General features: G+C 59.0%; 11 protein-coding genes. 8 read left to right on the forward strand and 3 right to left on the reverse strand.

Annotation, left to right across the window (positions count from 1 at the left end; genetic code table 11):
- The first annotated feature begins 1 nt into the window (after position 1).
- The 5 genes from CBB62_14925 to CBB62_14945 all read left to right on the forward strand — a co-directional run bounded on the left by CBB62_14925 (position 2) and on the right by CBB62_14945 (position 9,760).
- Entirely contained in the window at positions 2-1,003 is a 1,002-nt protein-coding gene (locus CBB62_14925) for a hypothetical protein (GenBank protein OUT39651.1), read from the forward strand.
- Positions 1,004-1,074: 71 nt separating this feature from the next.
- Complete coding sequence (locus CBB62_14930) at positions 1,075-2,526, forward strand: hypothetical protein (protein OUT39652.1); 1,452 nt, start codon at positions 1,075-1,077, stop codon at positions 2,524-2,526.
- Positions 2,523-3,524 carry a hypothetical protein gene (locus CBB62_14935; GenBank protein ID OUT39653.1) on the forward strand — a complete coding sequence of 334 codons (1,002 nt, stop codon included), beginning with the start codon at positions 2,523-2,525 and terminating at the stop codon, positions 3,522-3,524. Before CBB62_14930 ends, CBB62_14935 begins: the two co-directional genes overlap by 4 nt.
- Before the next feature lie 6 nt (positions 3,525-3,530).
- A complete protein-coding gene (locus tag CBB62_14940) occupies positions 3,531-5,408 on the forward strand; it encodes a hypothetical protein (GenBank protein OUT39654.1) in 1,878 nt (625 codons plus the stop codon).
- A gap of 8 nt (positions 5,409-5,416) precedes the next feature.
- On the forward strand, positions 5,417-9,760 hold the full coding sequence (locus tag CBB62_14945; GenBank protein ID OUT39655.1) for a hypothetical protein: 4,344 nt from the start codon (positions 5,417-5,419) through the stop codon (positions 9,758-9,760).
- Between the two features lie 5 nt (positions 9,761-9,765).
- Here the strand turns inward: CBB62_14945 and CBB62_14950 are convergent, their stop codons facing one another.
- From CBB62_14950 to CBB62_14960, 3 genes are all read right to left on the reverse strand, one after another.
- Positions 9,766-10,332 carry a hypothetical protein gene (locus CBB62_14950; protein OUT39656.1) on the reverse strand — a complete coding sequence of 189 codons (567 nt, stop codon included), beginning with the start codon at positions 10,330-10,332 and terminating at the stop codon, positions 9,766-9,768.
- A 60-nt stretch (positions 10,333-10,392) separates the two neighbouring features.
- Complete coding sequence (locus tag CBB62_14955) at positions 10,393-11,697, reverse strand: adenylosuccinate lyase (GenBank protein ID OUT39657.1); 1,305 nt, start codon at positions 11,695-11,697, stop codon at positions 10,393-10,395.
- Positions 11,698-11,770: 73 nt separating this feature from the next.
- On the reverse strand, positions 11,771-11,950 hold the full coding sequence (locus tag CBB62_14960) for a DUF3553 domain-containing protein (protein OUT39844.1): 180 nt from the start codon (positions 11,948-11,950) through the stop codon (positions 11,771-11,773).
- 193 nt (positions 11,951-12,143) lie between these two features.
- On the opposite strand from CBB62_14960, the gene CBB62_14965 reads away from it, so the two are divergent.
- The 3 genes from CBB62_14965 (at position 12,144) to CBB62_14975 (ending at position 16,336) form a co-directional block, all read left to right on the forward strand.
- Complete coding sequence (locus tag CBB62_14965; GenBank protein ID OUT39658.1) at positions 12,144-12,857, forward strand: hypothetical protein; 714 nt, start codon at positions 12,144-12,146, stop codon at positions 12,855-12,857.
- Positions 12,858-13,109: 252 nt separating this feature from the next.
- Positions 13,110-15,845, forward strand: coding sequence for a hybrid sensor histidine kinase/response regulator (locus CBB62_14970; protein OUT39659.1), 2,736 nt, complete (start codon positions 13,110-13,112; stop codon positions 15,843-15,845).
- A gap of 2 nt (positions 15,846-15,847) precedes the next feature.
- Positions 15,848-16,336, forward strand: a complete 489-nt coding sequence (locus CBB62_14975) for a chemotaxis protein CheW (protein OUT39660.1) — start codon at positions 15,848-15,850, stop codon at positions 16,334-16,336.
- Positions 16,337-16,352: the final 16 nt, after the last annotated feature.

The raw sequence follows: 16,352 nt of genomic DNA on the forward strand, positions 1-16,352 counted from the left end.
CATGCCGACGAGTGCTTCCACCCGGCGCTATCATCTGCGCCATGTCACGACCTATGAATACAGCAGCGACGCCACCATGGCGCATCACGATCTGTGCCTGCAGCTGCGTGATCTGCCATATCAGCAGGTTCACAATCCCAGCATCCGGGTCGAGCCGGAGCCTGATACGATCGTTGCCCGCCGGGATACCTTTGGCAACTGGCGGCATTTTCTGGCGATAGAGCAGGTGCATGAGGCGCTGCGTGTGGTGGCCGAGGCGACCATTGACGTCTCCCGCCGCGATGTGCCGGTGCCCTTGTCCACGCTGGCCTGGGAACAGGTGCGCAGTATGGTCAATGGCGACGGCTTTCCGAACAATCTGCTACCGCTTGAATGCTCGCTCGCCTCGCCCGGTGTATCGGTCGAGCCGGAAATCGCCGCCTATGCCCGCCAGTCCTTTGTACCCGGTCGCCCGATACTGGAAGCAGCCCGCGAGCTTAACCAGCGGATATTCGAGGATTTCACCTATGAGCCGGGTGCGACCGGTGTCTCGACCCCGGTGGCCGATGCCTTCGCGGCCAAACGCGGCGTCTGTCAGGACTTTGCCCAGATTGCCATCTCGGGCCTGCGCGGTCTCGGCTTGGCTGCCCGCTATGTCTCCGGCTATATCCGCACCACCGGCGGCAACCAGTCCGCCCCTGACCCGGCGGCCCAGAAGGCGCTGGAAAAGGCGGCAAAATCGGCTGCCGAACTGCCGCCGATTGAAACAAGTCTGCCGGTTGATGAGGCCGCCCTGCGCGGTGCCGATGCCAGTCACGCATGGTTTTCGGTCTGGTGCGGACCGGATGTGGGCTGGGTAGATCTCGACCCGACCAATAACCTGATTGTCGATACTGATCATGTGGTCATCGGCTGGGGGCGGGATTACCTCGATATCAGCCCGGTCAAGGGCGTGATTATGGGCGGCGGATCGCAGGAACTTTCGGTAGCCGTTGACTTGGTGCCCGATACCACGCTTGATTAAGGGCGGTGTGTGTCGTATCGACCCCGATATTGGACGACAGCACAACCATTCACTCGATCAAGCGGCACCCCATGTCAGATATTCAGGGGCTGATGCAAGCCTATCAGCCAGGTACAAGCTTTTGTGAAATGACCGCCCCCGGCCGGGCTTCGGAGCAGGGGTTGCGTGAGGTGCTTGAACGTCTGAAATCCCTCAGCATCGAGGAACTGCAGATCCGCGCCGGGCGCGTGGACCGCGAGTTTTATAATCTCGGCATCACCTTCACCGTCTATTCCGAGGCCGATGCCATCGATCGGGTTCTGCCCTTCGACGTGGTGCCACGGGTGATCACGGCGCAGGAATGGCAGATACTGGAAGCAGGCGTGCAGCAGCGGGTTGCCGCCATCAATGCCTTCCTGACCGATGTCTATGCCGATCAGAAAATTCTCGCCGACGGTATCGTGCCGCGCGAACTGGTGCTCAACAATGCCAATTACCGTGAAGCGGCCCGCGGTGTGCAGGTGGCCAACAACGCCTATGTCAATATCTGTGGCATCGACCTGATCCGGGATCAGCAGGGCATCTTCCGGGTTCTGGAGGACAATGCCCGCACGCCGTCCGGTGTGTCCTATGTCATCGAGAACCGCCACATGATGCTGCGGGTGTTCTCGGACCTCATCGGCGATGCCCAGATCAGGGCGGTGGATGATTACGGCATGCGCCTGCAGCAGGCGATGACCGATATTGCCCAGCCATCGGTGAGTGATCCGACCGTTGTGCTGCTGTCGCCCGGTATTTTCAATTCCGCCTTCTTTGAGCATGTGTTCCTTGCCCGTGAGATGGGCGTGGCGCTGGTCGAGGGGCGTGACCTGTTCGTGGGCGAGGATGATTGCGTCTATATGAACACCATCGGCGGGGCCGAGCGCGTCGATACCATCTATCGCCGGGTCGATGATGATTTCCTCGATCCCGAGGTATTCCGCCCCGACAGCATGCTGGGCGTGCCGGGGCTGGTGCGGTCATGGCGCGCAGGCAAGGTGGCGATCGCCAATGCCATCGGCACCGGTGTCGCCGATGACAAGGCGATCTATGCCTATATGCCGCGTATCATCAAATATTACCTCGATCAGGATGCGATCCTGCCGAATGTCGACACCTATCTGTGCCGGGAGCAGGAGGGGCTGCAATATACCCTCGACAACCTCGCCGATCTGGTGGTCAAGCCGGTGGGCGAGAGCGGTGGCTACGGTATGTTGATCGGGCCGAAATCGACGGCAGAGCAGATTGAGGAGTTCCGCGCCAAACTCATTGCCGATCCGGCAAACTATATCAGCCAGCCGACCATTGACCTGTCGGTTTCCCCGACCGTCACCGATGAGGGCTTGCAGCCGCGCCATGTGGATCTGCGTCCTTTCGCGATCACGGGCAAGGATACATGGGTACTACCGGGCGGATTGACCCGCGTGGCCCTGAAAAAAGGGTCACTGGTCGTCAATTCCAGTCAGGGCGGCGGCTCCAAGGATACATGGGTACTGTCATCATGAGCGGTTCTGCCATCACCACCATTGAAAGCGGTCGTCGCCACGGGCATCTGCTGGCGCGTTATGCTGAGGCTCTGTTCTGGCTCGGTCGTTATATGGAGCGGGCGGAAGCCATGGCGCGTCTGCTCTCGGTGACCCATACCTTCAGTCAGGATGGTGCCAATGCCCTTAGCTGGCAGTCGGTGGTCAGCCTGAACGCTGATGAGGAGCGGTTCAAGGAAGCGCATCCGGTGCTGACGCAGGAAGCGGTGAAGCATTTCTATCTGCTCGACAGCGAGAATGTATCCTCCATCGTTTCCTCGATCCGCAATGCGCGTGAGAATGCCCGGATGTTGCGCCCGGTGCTGTCCTCGGAAATCTGGGCCCAGCTCAACGTGTTCTACAACCGGATGCTGGCGCTGCGACCGCTGGATATTGCCGATAACAACATCGTCAGCGTCTGCAACTTCGTCCGTGAGAGTTGCCAGAACCATACCGGTATCGCCGAGGGCACGTTCCCGCGCGATCAGGGCTGGTCATTCTATCAACTCGGCAAACATACCGAGCGGGCCGACCAGATCACCCGGCTGGTCGACATCAAATATCATATCCTGCTGCCACGGCTTGAGGATGTAGGCTCGCCGCTGGATACCTCGCAGTGGCAGGCGCTGCTCCGTGCCGCTGCCGCGTTCCACGCCTATCGCCGCAGCTATCCGCGCGGACTGGAGCCGACCATGATTGCCGGCTTCCTGTTGCTCAACCAGAGCTTCCCGCGCTCGCTCAGCTATTGCGTGTCGGTCATTGACGTCACCCTGAATGACCTGCGGATGCGCTATGGTTTAAAAGGCGGCGGTACTGCCCTTGAAATCATTGATGAATTGCGTGCGGGTATCAGCTCGCAGGGCATTGATATGATTGTCGCCCATGGGTTGCATGAGTTCATTGACTGGACCCAGGACCGGCTGATTGATATGACCGACAGCCTGTACAGCGACTTCTTCAATATGGCGAACGTGGCCTGATTATTTATGGCTTTTACACGACCAAGTCCGGTCCGGCTGGTCGGTCTGTTTCTGACCGCTATCCTGGTTCTGCTCACCCTGAACTATGTTCGTCCGGCACTGGCGTTGGATTATACCATCCGGATCGACGGGCTTGATGATGTTGATGAGGAACAGGCCGAGGAAATCCGCGGACTGATCCGCGATACCATCTTGCTTGAGCAGTTGCGGCAAGATGGTGCGCCGAGCTTCTTCGCGCTTGAGCGTCGGGCCATTGCCGATATCGACCGCATCAATGACGTCATGCGCTCCCGTGGCTTTTACGCCAGCACAATCATCACTGAGGTAGAACCGGACGGTCCGCCTGTCGAGGATGGCGGCGAGCCGATGCCGGTTGCGGTTATCAGGCTGGCAACAGGCCCGCTTTACACAGTGGGCACCGTGCATGTGGAGCAGCCCGGTGGCGGCTCGGTGCCGGGGCTGGGTGCCGGTGATCTGCCGATCAGCAGCGGCGATCCGGCGCTCTCCGCCGATGTGCTTGAGGCCGAGCCGGTGGGTATTGCCACCCTCCGCAGTGCCGGATATGCGTTGGCCCGATCCGGACAACGGCGGATTACGGTCAATCACGAGACCAGAAAGCTCAACGTCTGGTATCGCTACGTCCCCGGGCCCCTGGTTACTTATGGTGATATTCGGCTGGACGGGCTGGATACCGTTGCCCCGGTGGCGGTCATGCGGCGGCTGCAGTTTGCCAAGGGTGATACCTTCTCGCCGACCGGCATGCGCACGACCCGGTCAAAAATTCTGGAACTGGAGATGTTCTCGAACGTTGCAGTAGAACTGGCCGATATTGAAGACGTGCCGCCCGATGCCGAAACAGTGCAGCTACCCGTGCAGATTACCGTTGAAGAACGCAAATCCCGAACCATTGGCGGCGGCATTACCCTGTCGACCGATCAGGGTTTCGGTATTGAGGGGCGCTGGTCCCATCGCAATATTCTGGGCGAGGCGGAAAAGCTTGATATCGTGACCCATGTGGGCCGGATCGGTGCCCCGGATGCGCAGGGTTTCGATTACGGCGTCGAGGCGGATTTCAGGAAGTTCGACTTCCTCAGAAACGACCAGACCCTGTATTTGAACGCGACTGCCGAGGTGGAAGCGCCGGAAGCCTATGAGCGGCAGGCGCTTGAGGTTTCGGCAGCTCTGGAGCGCCCGCTGTTCGATGACACCAGAGGCCGGACCGGGGTGACGCTCGCGGTTGAGGACATCAAGGATAATGACGATACCGCCAGCAAGCTGTTTGTCACGCTGGCATTTCCCAATAGCTTAAGCCTCGACAAGACCAATGACGTCCTTGATCCGACCGAGGGCTATGCGATTGATCTGTTGCTGGAGCCGGTCCTGACTCTGACCGATGCCAGCCAACCCTACCTGATCAGCCGGGTTGACGGGCGGCATTTCTGGAGCCTGTGGGAAGATGATGTGGCGGTTCTGGCCAGCCGTGCCAGCTTTGGCAGCATTTTTGGTGCGAGTACCGACAATATTCCGGCTAACCGGCGGTTCTTCAGTGGCGGTGATGGCTCGGTTCGTGGCTATGCCCATCAGGCGATCGGGCCCAAGGACAGCAACAACGACCCGAGCGGTGGCCGCTCGCTGGCCGAGCTCAATCTCGAAATGCGCATCCGCATTACCGACACAATCGGTGTGGTACCCTTTGTTGATGCCGGTATTGTGACCGATGAGAGCTTTGTCGATTTCAGTGAAGACCCGCGCCTGGGCGCCGGTCTCGGCTTGCGCTATTACACCGGTTTTGGGCCCCTGCGTGTGGATTTTGGCGTACCGATCAACGCTGATGACGATGATGATGCCTTCCAGATATATTTCAGCCTCGGTCAGGCCTTCTAACCGCAACAATGCGTGATCCCGTGACCGAGAACAGCAACGACATAACCGAACAACCAACAGGCAAACGACGCAGACGCTGGCCTGTCGTGGTTCTGCTGCTGCTCGCCCTTGTCATTGGTGCGCCGCTGGCACTGCTTGCATGGCTCGATACCACGGCGGGCCACCGCTATCTCGGCAAGCTGGCAACCGCTCAGGCGGCTGATGCCGGGTATGAGCTGTCGCTCGGTACGATCGAGGGCAGCCTGTGGTCAGCACTGACAGTTGATGATCTGGTGCTCCATAACAATGGTGTGGAACTGCTCGGCTTCGACCGGTTCGAGTTCTCATGGTCACCCGGTGCCCTGTTGCGGCGGTCGCTGGTGATCAACCGTCTGGCGGTTGAGAACCCACGCGTAACCCTGCCGGAGAGTGAAGCGCCGTCCGAACCTTCTGCCCCGATTGGTGAGCAGATTGATGCCGTCCGGGATCTGGTCGAGGGCTTGCAACTGCCGGTGGACGTGACGGTCAGCGAACTTGCCGTTAACCATCTCGCGATAACTGCGTCTGAACAAGAAGCCGTTGTTGTAAACATAAATGGAAACATTGGCTTACCTCGTAATTCTGATGCACAAAAAAATGTGCTGCTGACGCTTGAGCAAGAGGAAGGAGCGGTTTCCGGTCGGGTGAAGCTGGCGGTTGATCCGCAGGTTGGATCGCTCGATCTTGCTGCCGGGTTTGATGATCCAGCAGGGGCACTCTCTGCGCTCTTCGCTGGTGACCCGATGCCGGTTACCCTGACCCTCGACGGGGCGGGCAATCTCAATGCCTGGGAAGGGCAGTTGGCGCTCACCATGCCCGATCTGGTGCAGGCGACGGTGCCGCTTTCGATCCAGCGGCTGGGCGAGGTCATTACGCTGACGATGCAGCCTGCGGTTACGGTGCTTGACTGGCCCGATGAGCAACTGGCCCGGCTGATGGATGGCCCGATAACCGGTACCGTGATCGCCAGCTTCGGAGCCGAAACGCCAACCCTGCTGCTGGAGAACATGAGTGCCGGTCCAGCGACCCTGTCCGGGCGGGCAGAGATTGATGACAGCGATGTCCTGCAATCCGTCATGGCGCTCAACCTCGTGTTGGCGGGTACCGCTGATGCCTATGGTTACGCTGATGATATCGGTTGGGGCAGCGGCCGGGTTGATCTGGCCTATGCCGGCCTCGACCAGCAAACAACCCTGACGCTCGCCCTTGATGCGATTACAGGACAGGATATCAGGGCCGGATCATTGGTTGCGCAGCTGTCGGCTGAACAACTATCCGGCCTACTTAATAATCAATCGCAACTTTTTGATTATAAAGTCGATTTGTCTGGCATCGAGGTGTCTGAGCAAGCGATGCAACCGCTGCTGGCGGAGATGGGTAACCGGCTGGTTCTGGAGGGCACAGTTACCGTTGATCCGGCGACCAGTGGCCTCGATCTGGTACTCAATCCGGTGACGCTATTGCAGGGGCAGGTTGCCGCGACCGCGAGTGTGGTCGAGGGCGTGCCGGTTAAGGCCGATGTGACGGTCAGCGATATGCCGGTTGCCGATCTCGGACTGCTGTTCGGCCAGCAACTACCGCTGGCTGGTCTGCTCCAGACCGAGTTGACGATTGCCGAAGCCGATCCCGTCGCTGACACAGCACGCAGCCTGACCCTCAATGCGCGACTGGAGCAGGCGACATATAGCGACGAACGGCTTGAGGCATTGCTCGGCGCAACACCCCGGCTGGCGGTTGACTGGCCAGATATGAACACGGAAAACCTCGCCAGTATCACCGGGCTCGAAGCAACGCTGACTGGCAATAGCGCGAGCCTGATGTTGCGTCCAAAGGGATTTAGCAGTGAACGGCAAGTCTCTGATGTAGAAATAAAATTGACCAATGCCGGGCGGATTGATCCGGTGTTGTCCGGTGATCTGGTCATTGCCGGTGAAGTAACCCGGACCGGTCAGGTCATTGCGGTCGCACTGGCGCAGCCGAAGGGCGCGGACCGCTTCGCCATTGCCGGGCACCCGATGCGCCAGACAAAGCTGGAGGCCAGCATTGATCCCGAGGCCGAGCGGTTGGCCAAGTTGCAGCTCTTTACCCTGTTATCCGGCCAATCGATCCTGCTGACCGGGCAGGATGTGTCATGGGGTAATGCGCAGATTGATATTTCCCGGCTGCAGCTTGATGCGCTCGGCGTGACGGCGGATGTGTCGGGACAGGCTCCGCTGGATGAGAGACCGTTAAGTCTCAAGGTTGACGTGAAGGCCCCATCGCTCGATGGCATCGGACAGTTTGCCGGTAATCCTGATCTGAAAGGGCGGTTCAGCAGCAGCGCTAATATAACCGGCACCATGGCCGCACCGGCAATCGCCATGACCATTGCCGATGGTTCAGTCGAGATGCCGGGGTTCGTGCTGGCCGACCTGCGCGGCAAGGTGAATGCCAGCGCAGGGGCCGACATGACGGCAGATGCCGCACTCCGGGCCATGGTGAATGGGGAACCCGCGCGGGTGCAGCTGTCGGTTGGGACGGAAGGCAAGCAGCGATACGTGTTGCGTACTCTTGAGATTGATTATGACGCATTCCCTGTGCGTCTGGTGGCACCAGCGGTGATTGCCTTATCCGCCAATGGTCGGCGGGTGGAACTGCAGCCATCGGCACTGACCCTGTCGGGGCACCGTCTGGACATTGCCGGGACCTATGGCCCGGATCGTGTGTTGGCCAGCATCAAGGCAAGTGATTGGGCGCTGAAGGACTTTGCCGAGATCGCCAATCTGCCGCTGGCAAAGGGACAGGCTGATCTTGATGTTAACCTCAACGCAACCAGACAAACTATTGATGGATCAGTAAATTTCGATCTCTCCAATCTTGGCGCTACCGGTCAGACAGGGCAGGCACTGGCACCCTACCACCTGCAGGGCACCGGTCGCTGGGATGGTCGCAAGCTGAGTATTCAGGCCAGGGGTGCGGATGCCAACGGTGCCGGGCCGCTCGATATCGATCTGGCCATGCCGCTGGTCGCGACGGCCTCTGCCGCAGCACCGATTGCCGGTGTTTCGCTGCCGGAGAATGGTGATATATCGGGCCGGTTCGATGGTAATCTCGACCTTGCCCTGCTGAACCAGATTGTCGAGGCCGAGGGGCATCGCCTTGCCGGTATGGTCGACATGGCCCTCAGCCTGAGTGGGACCATCGGCAATCCGGTCTATGGCGGTGAGGTGGTGCTCCGCGATGCCAGTTATCAGCATCTGGTTCATGGCGTCATGCTCGATAATATCCATGGCCGCATGACCGGTTCGCAAAGCGGGCTTGAACTGACAGAGTTTGAAGCGACCGGGGCCAATGGTGGTACGGTTACCGGTCAGGGCCGTATCGGCTTTGGCGAAGAGACGCCGATCAGTCTCGATTTCGATTTCAACGATGCCCAGATTGTGCAGAGCGATTTGCTAGACCTCGTTCTGGCCGGAGATATCGGCATTGAGGGGCGGTTGTCTGATCACCTCGTGGCCGGTGACCTGACCATCGTGTCGGCAGAGATCAAACTGCCGAAACGCCTGCCTGCCTCTGTCGCACGGCTTGATGTGGTTGATGAGACCCCGAGGCCGGAAGGCGAGCAACCGGTCGAGGAAGAGAAGCCAAGCCCGATCCGCACCGCGCTCGATATTGCCATCAAGGCACCGGGGCGGATTTACATTCGCGGGCTGGGGTTGGATGTGCAGGTCGGCGGCAATGTGGCCGTCAAGGGTACAGCGCAATCACCTGATATTGAAGGCAGTTTCGGTCTTGTTGAAGGGCGGCTCGATGTGGCTGGTCAGACCTGGACCTTTGATCGTGGCGGGCTGGAGTTCGTCGGTCCGGATGATACGCCGGTGCTCGATATTGCCGCGTCACGGACGGCGGGCGATATCACGGCAATCATCAGTGTCGAAGGGCCGGTCTCGACACCGGAAATCAAACTGCAATCCGAGCCGCCGCTGGCACAGGGGGAAATCGCCTCACGCATCCTGTTCGGCAAATCACGTGGCAACCTGTCGGCGGTGCAGGCGGTACAGGCAACCGAACTGCTCGCCACCCTGCAGGGGCGGAGTGGTCGCGGCGTGATCGGTACGGCGCGGGAACAGCTCGGCATTGATGAACTCAGCATCGATCAGACCGAGGGCGGCGGCAGCGTCACCGCCGGGAAGTATATCAGTGAGGGCGTCTTCGTCGGCGTCAACCAAGGCATCGGTGATGTCGGCAGCGAAGTTGAGGTCGAGGTTGAACTGACCGAAATCCTCAAATTCGAGGGCAAGACCGGCACCGATAACAGCAGCAGCGTCGGCCTCAGCGTCGAGTGGGATTACTGACCCGCCTAAAGCTCGTCAAAGCGTGCAAGACAGGTCGAAAACCGATTGATAAACATGGTTTTTATCGTCTCTGCCGGTTCCGGCGTCAGCGTGTAGTGCAATCCCTCCTGCGGTGTGCCGAACAGCTTGCGCGCCTCATCCGGGGCAAAACCCGCGAGCTGGGTTGCCTCCAGATAGGCGGCGATCTGATCGGCCCGTTTCAGGGTGCGTTTGAGTGAGGTTGTCAGAATGGCTGGCAGGCCGAAGCGCAGATGGATCGCTTCGAGCAACCGGGTCTCGAACTGCTTGTAATCAATCCCGACGGCACTCTTGAACGGTGAGATCAGATCCCCGACGACATATTCCGGGGCATCATGGAGCAGGGCGGCGAGACTTTCGCGCGGCCCGGCCGAGGGCAGAATATCCCGCAGGATGTCTTCCACCAACAGGCTGTGCTGGGCGACGCTGAAGCTGTGATCGCCGCTGGTCTGACCATTCCAGCGGGCAACGCGGGATAAACCGTGGGCAATATCCTCGAACTCGATATCCACCGGGGACGGGTTGATGAGGTCAAGGCGACGCCCGCTCAGCATGCGTTGCCAGGCTCGATCTTTGCTCACGATTTATCCTTTGTTTTTAGTTGTTTATTCTTATTAGCTGAACACGCGATCGAAAATCTTGTCGATGTTCTTGGTGTGATAGCTGAGATCGAACAGGGCCTTCAGCGCATCCTCATTGATGGCGGCGGTAACCTCGCCATCCTTGAGCAGGCTGTTCATGAAGGCACCGGTGCGGTCGCCCTCGATTGCCCAGACTGACATGGCATTGCGCTGAACCAGACGATAGGCATCCTCACGGCTGACACCGGCCTGGGTGAGGGCCAACAACACGCGTTGTGAGAAGACGAGGCCGCCGAGGCGGTTCATATTGGCGATCATGGTTTCTGGATAGACCAGCAGTTTCTCGATCACCAGCGCCATGCGGTGCAGGGCGAAATCGAGGGTGACGGTCGCGTCCGGGCCGATCATGCGCTCGACCGATGAGTGTGAGATATCCCGCTCATGCCAGAGGGCGACATTCTCCAGTGCCGGGATCACCATGCCGCGTACCAGACGGGCGAGGCCGGTCAGGTTCTCGGTCAGGACCGGGTTGCGCTTGTGCGGCATGGCCGAGGAACCCTTCTGGCCGGGGCTGAAATACTCCTCTGCCTCACGCACTTCGGTGCGTTGCAGGTGACGGATTTCGGTTGCCAGATTCTCGATTGAGCCAGCGATACCGGCGAGCACGGAGAAGTAATAGGCGTGGCGGTCGCGTGGGATAACCTGGGTTGAGACCGGCTCGATTTTCAGGCCCATCTTGTCGGCCACATGGGCCTCAACCGCCGGATCGATATTGGCAAAGGTGCCAACCGCACCGGAAATCGCACAGGTGGCGATCTCGTCCAGTGCCCGGACCAGACGTTCACGCTGGCGTTCGAGGGCGGCGTAATGGTTGGCGAGTTTCAGGCCAAAGGTGACCGGCTCGGCATGTATGCCGTGGCTGCGACCGATACAGATCGTGTCCTTGTGCTCATAGGCACGGTCCTTCAGCGCCTTGAGCAGACGGTCGAGGCCGACCATCAGCAGCTCGGTTGCCTGTTTCAGCTGCACTGACAGGGTGGTGTCGAGAACGTCGGAAGAGGTCATGCCCTGATGCACGAACCGGGCTTCCGGGCCGACATATTCGGCAAGGTTGGTCAGGAAGGCGATGACGTCGTGCTTGGTCTCGGCTTCGATCGCATCAATACGCGCCACATCGAACTGTCCACGCTCCCAGACCGCCTTGGCAGCTTCCTTCGGGATAACACCGAGTTCGGCCTGTGCATCACAGGCATGGGCTTCAATCTCGAGCCAGATACGGAATTTGTTCTCGGGCTCCCAAATGGCAGCCATTTCGGGACGGGTATAGCGTGGGATCATGGGATTTCATCATCAGGCAACGTAAAGGGAGTTCAGGCCGGAAACCGACCGGTCCTGAAAGTCACCCGATGACTTAGCAGTCTTCTTGCGCGGGGATAAGGTCAATTTGCGTTGTATCGAGAACAACTTTGCCGCGGTGCTCGAAATTGACGGTAATCCGGTGCCCGATCGCGCTCTGGATCTGGCCGAGGCCCCAATCGTCAGCTGCCGGATTGCGCACGAATGAACCCGGAACCAGCAGTCTGTCGCCCATATCGTTGAGATTGCTCACACTAAAATCCTTCTGATTGATTTGTCGTTGAGGGCGAAATTAAGAAATTCGCTCGTTGTTAACACTCTCTTTGCCAGATTGGGTGACACTGTCCTTCATACCGTTTGGACTGGCACTTTATTGTGTGTTCTCAGGCAAGTTTCGACAAGCAATAGATCGTGCGCCGGTTCAGAAAATGTTAAACAGGGATATGGAAGCGATGCCACCGACCTCAAAGCGTAAAGTCGATGACCACCATAATGCAGTTCCGGCGCATGATGCTGCCGAGGATCTGCGGTTGAGCGAGCTTTTGATCTCCAGATTCTGTCATGATCTGGTCAGCCCGATCGGGGCGATTACCAATGGCATCGAGCTGATCAATGAAATCGGTGATGACATCCGCGACGATGCGATTGAGCTGATCGGCGGATCTGCGCTGGTTGCTGCCCGGCGGCTGGCCTATTTCCGTCTGGCCCATGGAGCGGGCAGCCAGCAACGGGCGGTGCCAATCCTCGATGCCCGTCAGGTTGCCTGCGATCTGTTTTCGGTCGGGCGTATCGAACTGGACTGGCCGCGTTATCTCGTCGTGCCGTTCGAGCGTGCCAATAATTCCGTTTCCCGTATGATCCTTTGTGCCCTGCTGCTGGCTGAAGAAGCGCTGCAGCGGGGGACCATCGAACTCGCCTGCCAGGAAGATCGCGGTCGTCTGACCCTGCGGCTCCTCGGGCGCGAACCGGGGCTGTCTGAGCCGAGCCGCACCGCCTTTGACGGGCAGGTGACGCCGGATGAACTCGACCCCCGGACCGTTCATGCCTATGTGACCGGAAAACTGATCCGAAACAACGGGTTCTATCTCACCTTTGATCCGATCAGTGCGGATCGTCTCGATATACATATGGGGCCGGCCTGATGACCGCTGATATACTGGAATATGGTCGCTCAGGCGGCCTGTCTGGCGCTGCCCGCTTGTTGCCGGGCTGCCATAGGCATTGTTTCCATCGCATAAAGCGCGTTGTCGGCGTCGCAGAACGGGTGGAAATGCTTTTTAATCAATTTTTGGCTGCGGTGATTAAGATATCGTTTGTAAAAAATCATCATACTCGCGGGCTAGGCGATGTGGTGACAGTCACCGAAGCGGCAATAAAAAGAACGGGGTACAGCCATGGATGACCTGCTCAGCGAATTTCTGACTGAGACCAATGAGAGCATGGACACGCTCGATGTTGAATTGGTCAATCTCGAGAAAAATCCCAACGACCCTGAACTGTTGGGCAACATCTTCCGTCTGGTGCACACGATCAAGGGTACCTGCGGTTTCCTCGGTCTGCCCCGTCTGGAGGCGGTCGCTCACTCGGGTGAGAATGTCCTTGGCAAGTTCCGTAGCGGTGAAATGACCGTTACCCCGGAGGCGGTCTCCCTGATCCTTGAGAGCCTCGACCAGATCAAGGTTATCCTGTCCACGCTGGAACAGACCGAAGCCGAGCCACCGGGCAACGATGCCGATCTGATTGCGCGTCTGGACGCCTTGGCTGAGAGCGGTTCGGTCCAGTCGGCCCCTGCGACCCCGGCAGATGATATCGCTGACGCTGCCGATGAGGTCAGTGCCATGGCGGCTGAAGAGGCGGCCATGCAGGAAGCCATTCACGAGTTATTCCCGAACAATCCGGATGCCGACGATACCCCGGCTGGTGCCAAGGGGCTGGTCGATGAAGTTGCCCAGCGCCTGAGCGAGGGCGTGGTTGACGAGGCGGATGAGCCAGAGGTGGCCACACCGGCGGCAGCCCCTGAGGCAACCCAAGCTGCTGAGCCCGCGGCAGTTGCCCGCGAGAGCTCACTCGCCAATCAGTCGATCCGCGTCAATGTGGATGTGCTCGAAAATCTGATGACCATGGTTAGCGAGCTGGTGCTGACCCGGAACCAGCTGCTGCAGATCCTGCGGCAGATGAAGGACAGCGAGTTCAACGCACCGCTGCAACGTCTCAATCAGGTCGTATCCGAACTGCAGGACGGGGTGATGAAAACCCGGATGCAGCCGATAGGCAATGCCTGGGCCAAGCTGCCCCGGATCATCCGTGACCTTGGCCATGATCTGGGCAAGAAGATCGAACTGGTGATGAACGGCGCGGAAACCGAGCTTGACCGTCAGGTGCTTGAGCTGATCCGCGACCCACTTACCCATATGATCCGCAACAGCGCTGATCACGGGCTGGAGAAGCCCGAGGATCGCCGCAAGGTCGGCAAACCCGATGTGGGCAAAATTCACCTGAACGCCTATCACGAGGGCGGACACATCATCATCAAGATTGCCGATGATGGCCGTGGTCTGGCGCTCGACAAGATCAAGGCGAAGGCACTGTCAAACGGTCTGGTCAGCGAAAGCGAACTGGACAGCATGACCAAGCAGCAGATCCAGCAGCTTATCTTCCGTCCCGGTTTCTCGACAGCCGAAGCCGTAACCTCGGTTTCCGGTCGCGGTGTCGGCATGGATGTGGTCCGCACCAATATCGAGCGGATCGGCGGTACCATCGACATGGCCTCGGAAGAGGGCAAGGGCTCGACCTTTACCATCAAGATCCCGCTGACCCTTGCGATTGTCTCTGCCCTGATCGTGGAATCCGGCAAGGAACGCTTTGCCATCCCGCAGATCAGCGTGCTGGAACTGGTCCGCACTTCTGCCAACAGCGATCACCGGATCGAGCGGATCAAGGGGACGCCGGTCTTGCGCCTGCGCAACCGTCTGTTGCCACTGGTGCATCTGCGCAAACTGCTCGGTCTGATGAGCAATGCCGAGGCAACCGCAGAGATCGACGAGGGCAGCGACAGCTATATCGTGGTCAGCCAGGTCGGCAACTATTCCTTCGGTATCATTGTCGATCAGGTCTTCGATACCGAGGAGATCGTCGTCAAGCCGGTCTCGCCGATCCTGCGGCATATCGAGATTTATTCCGGCAACACCATCCTTGGTGACGGCAGCGTGATCATGATCCTTGATCCGAACGGTATCGCCAATACCACCGGCGAGATTGCCTCCAGCCAGACTGATGCGGTTGAGGAAGAGAAACAGCGGGCAAGCGCTGCTGATGATCTGGTCTCGTTGCTCATGTTCCGCGCTGGCAACAAAACGCCGAAGGCAGTGCCGCTGGCACTGGTTGCCCGCCTTGAGGATGTGGAGACCAACCGTATCGAATATTCAAGCGGTTCGCCGGTTATCCAGTATCGCGGTCAGCTTATGCCGCTGATCCCGCATAACAGCGAGCATGACTTCTCGGCCAAGGAAAGCCACCCGATACTGGTCTTTGCCGATGGTGACCGCTCGATGGGCCTCGTGGTCGACGAAATCGTCGATATTGTCGAGGACAGCATCAAGGTACAGCTGGCACCAGAACGTGACGGTCTGGTCGGCAGCGCGATCATCGCCGGACAGGCGACCGAGGTTATCGATGTCGGTTTCTTCCTGAGCCAGGCATTTGCCGACTGGTTCTCGGCCAAGCCGCGTCAGGTGGCAACGCCGGGTGTTGAGAAACGCATCCTGCTGGTTGATGACAGCCCGTTCTTCCGCAACCTCATGCGTCCATTGCTGGTGGCAGCCGGGTACTCGGTAACCACCGTGGACAGTGCCGGTGAGGCGCTGGAAATCTGCAGTGCCGGTGAGCCGTTCGACGCCATCGTCAGCGATATCGAAATGCCGGGCATGAGCGGTTTTGAACTGGCGCACAAATTGAAGCAGGACAGCCGCTGGCGTGAAACCCCGCTGGTTGCCCTGTCGGCCCATGCATCGGATCAGGATCTTGACCGTGGCCGCCAAGCTGGATTTACGGACTATGTAGCCAAGTTTGACCGGGAAGGCCTGTTGCAGACGCTGGCTGAAACATTATCAGAGAACAAGGGAGCGGCTTGATCATGACGGTTCTTTCTACAGCCCTCGAGCGGCAATTGAGTGTCAACCATGATGCGCATTGGGATTATGTCACCATGCGTATCGCCAAGCAGCTGTTCGGTATTCCGGTACTGCAGGTGCAGGATGTCCTCGGCCCGCAGCGCATCACCAGAATCCCGCTGGCCCCGCCGGAAGTGGCCGGTTCGCTGAACCTGCGTGGCCGGATCGTCACGGCTATCGATGTGCGTTCACGCCTCGAACTGGAGAGCCGTCCGCAGAATCTGCGGGAGATGAGCATCGTGGTCGAGCACGAGAACGAGCTATACAGCCTGATCGTCGATGAGGTGGGCGAGGTGCTCAATCTGGAGGAAGCCAGCTTCGAGAAGAACCCGGCAACCATGGACCGGCGCTGGCTCGATGTCTCTGCGGGTATCCATCGGCTTGATAGTGAGTTATTAGTTATCCTTGATATCGGACGTTTGCTAAGTTTTGCAGACTCTCAAGCTGCTTAGGGTTAAAGTGAATCCG

The organism is Micavibrio sp. TMED2, assembly GCA_002168225.1.
Classification (GTDB): Bacteria; Pseudomonadota; Alphaproteobacteria; order TMED2; family TMED2; genus TMED2.

Excerpts from the sequence above, each read along its gene's own strand:
- CBB62_14935 (OUT39653.1), top strand. The coding sequence starts at position 2,523 with ATGAGCGGTTCTGCCATCACCACCATTGAAAGCGGTCGTCGCCACGGG.
- CBB62_14925 (OUT39651.1), top strand. The coding sequence starts at position 2 with ATGCCGACGAGTGCTTCCACCCGGCGCTATCATCTGCGCCATGTCACG.
- CBB62_14950 (OUT39656.1), bottom strand. The coding sequence starts at position 10,332 with ATGCTGAGCGGGCGTCGCCTTGACCTCATCAACCCGTCCCCGGTGGAT.
- CBB62_14975 (OUT39660.1), top strand. The coding sequence starts at position 15,848 with ATGACGGTTCTTTCTACAGCCCTCGAGCGGCAATTGAGTGTCAACCAT.
- CBB62_14930 (OUT39652.1), top strand. The coding sequence starts at position 1,075 with ATGTCAGATATTCAGGGGCTGATGCAAGCCTATCAGCCAGGTACAAGC.
- CBB62_14945 (OUT39655.1), top strand. The coding sequence starts at position 5,417 with ATGCGTGATCCCGTGACCGAGAACAGCAACGACATAACCGAACAACCA.
- CBB62_14960 (OUT39844.1), bottom strand. The coding sequence starts at position 11,950 with ATGGGCGACAGACTGCTGGTTCCGGGTTCATTCGTGCGCAATCCGGCA.
- CBB62_14965 (OUT39658.1), top strand. The coding sequence starts at position 12,144 with ATGTTAAACAGGGATATGGAAGCGATGCCACCGACCTCAAAGCGTAAA.
- CBB62_14970 (OUT39659.1), top strand. The coding sequence starts at position 13,110 with ATGGATGACCTGCTCAGCGAATTTCTGACTGAGACCAATGAGAGCATG.
- CBB62_14955 (OUT39657.1), bottom strand. The coding sequence starts at position 11,697 with ATGATCCCACGCTATACCCGTCCCGAAATGGCTGCCATTTGGGAGCCC.
- CBB62_14940 (OUT39654.1), top strand. The coding sequence starts at position 3,531 with ATGGCTTTTACACGACCAAGTCCGGTCCGGCTGGTCGGTCTGTTTCTG.